This window comes from Oscillibacter sp. UBA6647, assembly GCA_002455655.1.
Taxonomy (GTDB): Bacteria; Bacillota; Clostridia; order Oscillospirales; family Oscillospiraceae; genus Oscillibacter.
Genome location: DKLF01000148.1, coordinates 2,670 through 8,059 on the forward strand (window position 1 = coordinate 2,670; position 5,390 = coordinate 8,059).

Annotated in this window: 6 protein-coding genes; 4 read left to right on the plus strand and 2 right to left on the minus strand. The window is 56.6% G+C overall.

Annotated features, from left to right (window positions below; genetic code table 11):
* The first annotated feature begins 118 nt into the window (after nt 1-118).
* Both B2W96_RS10995 and B2W96_RS11000 read left to right on the plus strand, forming a co-directional pair.
* The gene (locus tag B2W96_RS10995; protein ID WP_293010352.1) at nt 119-802 is read left to right on the plus strand and encodes a methionine ABC transporter permease; all 684 of its coding nucleotides are present in this window, start codon (nt 119-121) and stop codon (nt 800-802) included.
* Nucleotides 803-971: 169 nt separating this feature from the next.
* Nucleotides 972-1,829 carry a MetQ/NlpA family ABC transporter substrate-binding protein gene (locus B2W96_RS11000; RefSeq protein WP_293010354.1) on the plus strand — a complete coding sequence of 286 codons (858 nt, stop codon included), beginning with the start codon at nt 972-974 and terminating at the stop codon, nt 1,827-1,829.
* Between the two features lie 279 nt (nt 1,830-2,108).
* Here the strand turns inward: B2W96_RS11000 and B2W96_RS11005 are convergent, their stop codons facing one another.
* Both B2W96_RS11005 and B2W96_RS11010 read right to left on the minus strand, forming a co-directional pair.
* The gene (locus tag B2W96_RS11005; protein ID WP_293010356.1) at nt 2,109-2,477 is read right to left on the minus strand and encodes a VOC family protein; all 369 of its coding nucleotides are present in this window, start codon (nt 2,475-2,477) and stop codon (nt 2,109-2,111) included.
* A 39-nt stretch (nt 2,478-2,516) separates the two neighbouring features.
* Nucleotides 2,517-3,797 carry a DUF1015 domain-containing protein gene (locus tag B2W96_RS11010; protein WP_293010358.1) on the minus strand — a complete coding sequence of 427 codons (1,281 nt, stop codon included), beginning with the start codon at nt 3,795-3,797 and terminating at the stop codon, nt 2,517-2,519.
* Between the two features lie 191 nt (nt 3,798-3,988).
* On the opposite strand from B2W96_RS11010, the gene B2W96_RS11015 reads away from it, so the two are divergent.
* Together B2W96_RS11015 and pyk are read left to right on the plus strand one after the other, a co-directional pair.
* Nucleotides 3,989-4,204, plus strand: coding sequence for a DUF378 domain-containing protein (locus tag B2W96_RS11015; protein ID WP_293010360.1), 216 nt, complete (start codon nt 3,989-3,991; stop codon nt 4,202-4,204).
* A gap of 443 nt (nt 4,205-4,647) precedes the next feature.
* The coding region (gene pyk, locus B2W96_RS11020) for a pyruvate kinase (RefSeq protein ID WP_293010362.1) at nt 4,648-5,390 on the plus strand (743 nt) is incomplete at its 3' end.

Below are 5,390 nucleotides of genomic sequence, written 5' to 3' on the forward strand. Positions count from 1 at the left end.
GGCAACGCACACGGCCAGATGCTTCTGGAACTGCCCGATAATTTAGAGCAAACTCAAAAAATGCTGGCGTTTTTAAAGGAACACCATGTTACCTACGAACGGGAGGAGGCCGCGTACTATGGCTGAGATTTTTACATCTGCGTTCTGGCATCAATACGGCCCCCTTCTTGGGCAGGGCACAATCGACACCCTGATTATGACCGGCATCTCCACCGTCTTCGCCTACCTGCTGGGACTTCCACTGGGCATCCTGCTCAGCATCACCCAGCCCCACGGTATCCTGCCCCGCAGAGGTCTGAACCGGGTGCTGGGCTGGATTGTCAACGTGGGCCGCTCTCTTCCCTTCATCATCCTGATGGTCGCCATCATGGACTTTACAAAGCTCATCGTGGGCACGAAAATCGGTATCCGTGGCGCGATTGTCCCGCTGGTGATTTCCGCCGCCCCCTTCATCGCCCGGATGGTGGAAACCTCTCTGGCAGAGGTGGACGCAGGCGTTGTGGAAGCGGCGCAGGCCATGGGTGCCTCCCCCTTCCAGATTATCTGGAAAGTCTATCTGCCAGAGGCGAAGCCCTCCCTGCTGTTGGGCGGCTCCATCTCCATCATCACCATTCTCGCCTATACCGCCATTGCGGGCGCGGTGGGCGCGGGCGGACTGGGCGACCTTGCCATTCGATATGGCTATCAGCGCCGCATCCCCTCCATGCTGCTGGTCACGGTGATTTTCATTATTCTGCTGGTGCAGGGCATCCAAACCGTTTTCAGCTTCCTGTCCGCAAAAATCGACAAGCGCCTGAAATAAAAGCGGCCCTTTTGTCGGCGCTTTGATTTTCCGGTCCGCTTCCGGGCCTTCCCTTTTTGTTATTTTTTTGACCCTTGCTCCCTGTCGGCGCGCGACGGCGGGAAACACGGCCATTGAAATATAACTTCATCCCATCAACATATATCTGACTTTAATGGAGGAACAACTGATGAAAAGAAAACTTCTTGCTCTTACTCTGGCCCTCGGCCTGACCGCTTCTCTTGCCGCCTGCGGCAGCACCGGCGCAGGCTCCGGCTCCGCGGCATCCGGTTCTGCCGGTTCCGCTTCCGGCTCCGCTCCCGCTGAAACCGTGACCCTCAAGGTCGCCGCCTCCGCCACTCCCCACGCCGAAATTCTGAACGCCGTGAAGGACGTTCTGGCCCAGCAGGGCATTGACCTTCAGGTCACGGAATACGGCGACTACGTGGTTCCCAACACCGCCGTGGAGGAGGGCAGCGAAGACGCCAACTACTTCCAGCACGTGCCTTATCTTGATAACTTCAACGCCGAAAACGGCACTCATCTTGTGAATGCGGGCGGCGTGCATATCGAGCCGATGGGCATTTACGCGGGCAAGACCACCGCTCTGGCCGATTTGGCCGACGGAGCTGTCGTCGCCATCCCCAACGATGCCACCAACGAGGGCCGTGCCCTCCTGCTGCTGGAGGCGCAGGGCCTCATCAAGCTGAAGGACAGCGCCAACCTGACCGCCACTCCCAACGACATTGCGGAGAACCCCAGGAACCTGACCTTCAAGGAGTTGGAGGCTGCCATGATTCCCAACACCGTCGAGGAAGTGGACCTGTCCGTCATCAACAGCAACTATGCCATGGAAGCGGGCTTCAACCCCGTGGAGGACGCTCTGGCCATTGAGGATGCCAACTCCCCCTATGTGAACATCATTGCCGTGAAAGAGGGCAACGAGAACAATCCCGCCATCCGTGCGCTGGTGGAGGCCCTCCAGTCCGAAACTGCCCGTGATTTCATCACCACCACCTACGGCGGCGCCGTCATCCCTGCGGTCTAAGCGTTTACCGGCTGAACCCTCTTTTTGAAAAGCTTTTCCGCCGAGCGCATTTTGTGGGAAGTATGCGGAAAGTAAAAATTGAACGGACGCAGGGAAGAAACTTCCCTGCGTCCGTTTTTCAATCGCCGCCCTTATGACGAGCACCCAAATGCACTGATTTGGAAGCGCCGCCCTCGGACGGCTGGCCCATAAATGCACTCGCTCCAGAAGTTCCCTTATCAGGCGGCAAATCCTTTACGGAAAAAAGACCGCTTGCGCGGTCTTTTTTCAATATTTCTCTTATCGCGTGGGAATGACCTCAATCCAATACCCGTCCGGGTCCTGAATGAAGTAAATCCCCATCTTCGGATTTTCAAAGCAGATACAGCCCATTTTTTCGTGGCGCGCATGCTCCGTCTCGTAATCGGCGGCCCGCAGGGCCAGATGGAATTCGCACTCTCCAAGATCATATTTCTGGGGATGGTCCCGCAGCCATGTCAGCTCCAGCCGGAAGTCCGTCTTCCCGTCTCCCAGATACACGATGATGTAGCTCCCGTCGGCGGCCTCCTTGCGGCTTCCCACCGGCGTCAGATCCAGCGCCTCTTTGTAAAATACCAGCGATTTGTCCAAATTGGACACGTTGAAGTTAAAATGATTAAAGCTCAGCATTGTCTCTCCCCTTAAAACGTCGTGTTGTTTGCGCCGCAGTTATTGAATGGCTCTTGCCTCCACATAATAGCGCTTATCCTGCGCGTGGCCCATGGAGAAGGTTTTCCGGGGCAGCACGCCGTCGGCCATCACGGTTTTAAAGAGCTGCTCTTTCCCCATGGCGGGCAGCTTGAAGCCGATGTTGCCGGGCTTCGCGCCCAGCTCATCCGTCACCTCGTCGCCGTGGATGTAGTCCACCTCGCCGCCGTTATCCTTCAAATACTCGTCGATAAACGCCTGAAGCGTCCCCACCTCAAGCTGGACCTTGGGGTCCGGCACGGTGAGAAAGCCCTTGCCGCCCGCCCAGGTATAGGCGATGGTGTGGCCCTCACCCTCGCCCTCATGGGCAGAGGGATAAAACGCCTGAAAGGCCGCCAGCAGCTTCTCCGCGTCCACATCGAACACCACCCGGTGAATGGGCTCGAATTTCAGTGCGTCGTCGTGGTTGTTCACCACCTCCACCAGCGCATACCGCTCCGGCAGAGTGGCCCACTGCTCCTTGGGCGTGACCTTCTTCTTGTTTTCATAGCAGGTCTTCGCCGTGGCAAGGGAATGGTTTCCGTCGCCCACCGCGAACAGGAGGGGCGCTGCGTCCTTCATGCCGTACTTGCGCTCCATCTGGTCGGGGGCGCACAGCGCCGTCAGCGCGTCTGCCACAGCGTCGGTCTGGGCCTCAGTCAGCTTCCAGCCGATCAAATGCCCGCCGCCCTGCTGCAAATCGAAATCATAGAGCTTTTCCATAGCGCCGCTCTGGCCGCCCAGCGGTTCAATCACCGTTTCGTCAGGATCGTCGATCAGCAGCATCACGTGGGGCAGCTCCACCGGCGCGTCCTGCCGCACCTTCACCCGAGGGGGAATGCGGGAAAGAACGGTTCCTTCCGTGGCGCGGATCAGCGCACCGGAGCCGGGGGTGTAGTCATACTGGTCCAAATCCACCATGCCCACCAGACCGTGACGCACCTTTCCGTCGGACTGGGTGCGTTCCATATAGATGAGAGACGCGGGCAGGGTTTTGAACACGCCGCCCTCCACATATTTTCGCATGGACGCATTGATGTCCCCAATGTGCTTCTCCACGTCGGGATCGTTCAGCTTGGCCTCCGGCAGAATCAGGCGCAGGGTAGAGGGCGCTTCGCCCACCGTCTGCTCCACTGCCTCCCAATATTCCGGCTGAGAGGTAAACTGGTCGCAGGCCACAACGGCCCACTTTTCCATATCTGCGCTTGCGGGCAGCAGGATATCCGCAGGATAGAAGCCCAGGCGATTGAATCTCTCGTTCATGTGAGTCTCCTTTTCCAAATTTGAAAATTTTTTGGCGCACTGCGCCATTGTGCTTGTCTTCCCAGTATACTATACTCCGCCGCCGGATTCAACGGGAGTCTGAAATTTTTCTCCTCATCGGTATGATTATCCGCGCTTTGGGGCATACTCCACCCAAACCCCGGATAATCAGTTTTTAGGAGGTATGTTTTATGGTAATCGACAAGATCGCACTGGTGCTCGCCATTATTGGCGCGCTGAACTGGGGCGGCGTCGGCCTGTTTGGCTTCGACACAGTCGCCTTCCTCTGCGGCGGGCAGATGGCCGCCCTTTCCCGCATTATTTATGCGTTGGTCGGCCTGGCAGGTCTGTGGTGCATCACGCTGCTCTTCCAAAGAGGCGAGGAGCGCAGAACCCACGTAGCGTAATCTCAAAAAATTTCTGCTATCACTGTAAGCGCACGAACGGACTACCAAGTATGGTCCGTTCGTGCGTTTGCGGTCCAAGAGGTATTTTGCCACACACAAGGCAAAATAATTTAATCTCTTGCCGCCGGGTCGTAAACCTTCGGGGGCTTTGCAATAAGGGGCCGGGAATGTAAATTTCCCTGCCCTTTGATGTTTTTTCTTCTATCTATGCCTAAGGCCACGCTGTCTCGTCGTGCTTCTTTTTACAAAAATCGCCCGTTTAGGCGGGTATCCCGCCGTGCAAGAGACAACATACAAGAAAGATACGTAAAACTTTTTACACAGTACACCCCCTTTTATTTACAAAAAATACGGGATTCCCCCTTGCCACAGAGACGAAATCGTTTATAATAGAATCAGAATCCGTATTTTAAGGATTGCTTCCAAGAAACAAGGAGGTTTATATGCGAAAGACAAAAATTGTCTGTACTCTGGGCCCCGCCACCGACAAGGAGGAGACGCTCCGTTCCATGCTGGAGGCCGGACTGAACGTGGCCCGGTTTAACTTTTCACACGGCACCCACGCCGAACACAAGGTGCGGCTGGACATGGTGAAAAAGCTTCGGAAGGAGCTGAATCTGCCCGTGGCCACCATGCTGGACACCAAGGGCCCCGAAATCCGTCTGCGGGATTTTAAGGACGGTCGCGTCCAACTGCAAGCGGGTCAGGAATTTACCCTCACCACCCGCGATGTTCCGGGGGACGAGCATATCTGTGCCGTCACCTATCGGGAACTTCCCGACGACGTGGTTTCCGGCGGCGCGATTTTGCTGGACGACGGGCTTATCTGTCTCACGGTACTGGAAATCAAAGGAGAAGATATCGTCTGCCGGGTGGAAAACGGCGGAAGCGTGAAAAATCACAAAGGGGTCAACGTCCCCGGCGTGCGCCTTTCCATGCCCTATCTCAGCCAGCGGGACCGGGAGGATATTCTCTTTGGCGTGGAGCAGGATTTTGATTTTATTTCTGCCAGCTTCGTCCGCAGCGCGGCGGACGTGACGGATCTGCGCCGCCTGCTCAGCGCCGCCGGGTCCTCCATCCGTATCATCGCAAAAATTGAAAATCAGGAGGGCGTGGATAATCTCTCCGAAATTCTCTCCGTGGCCGACGGGATTATGGTCGCCCGTGGCGACATGGGCGTGGAGAC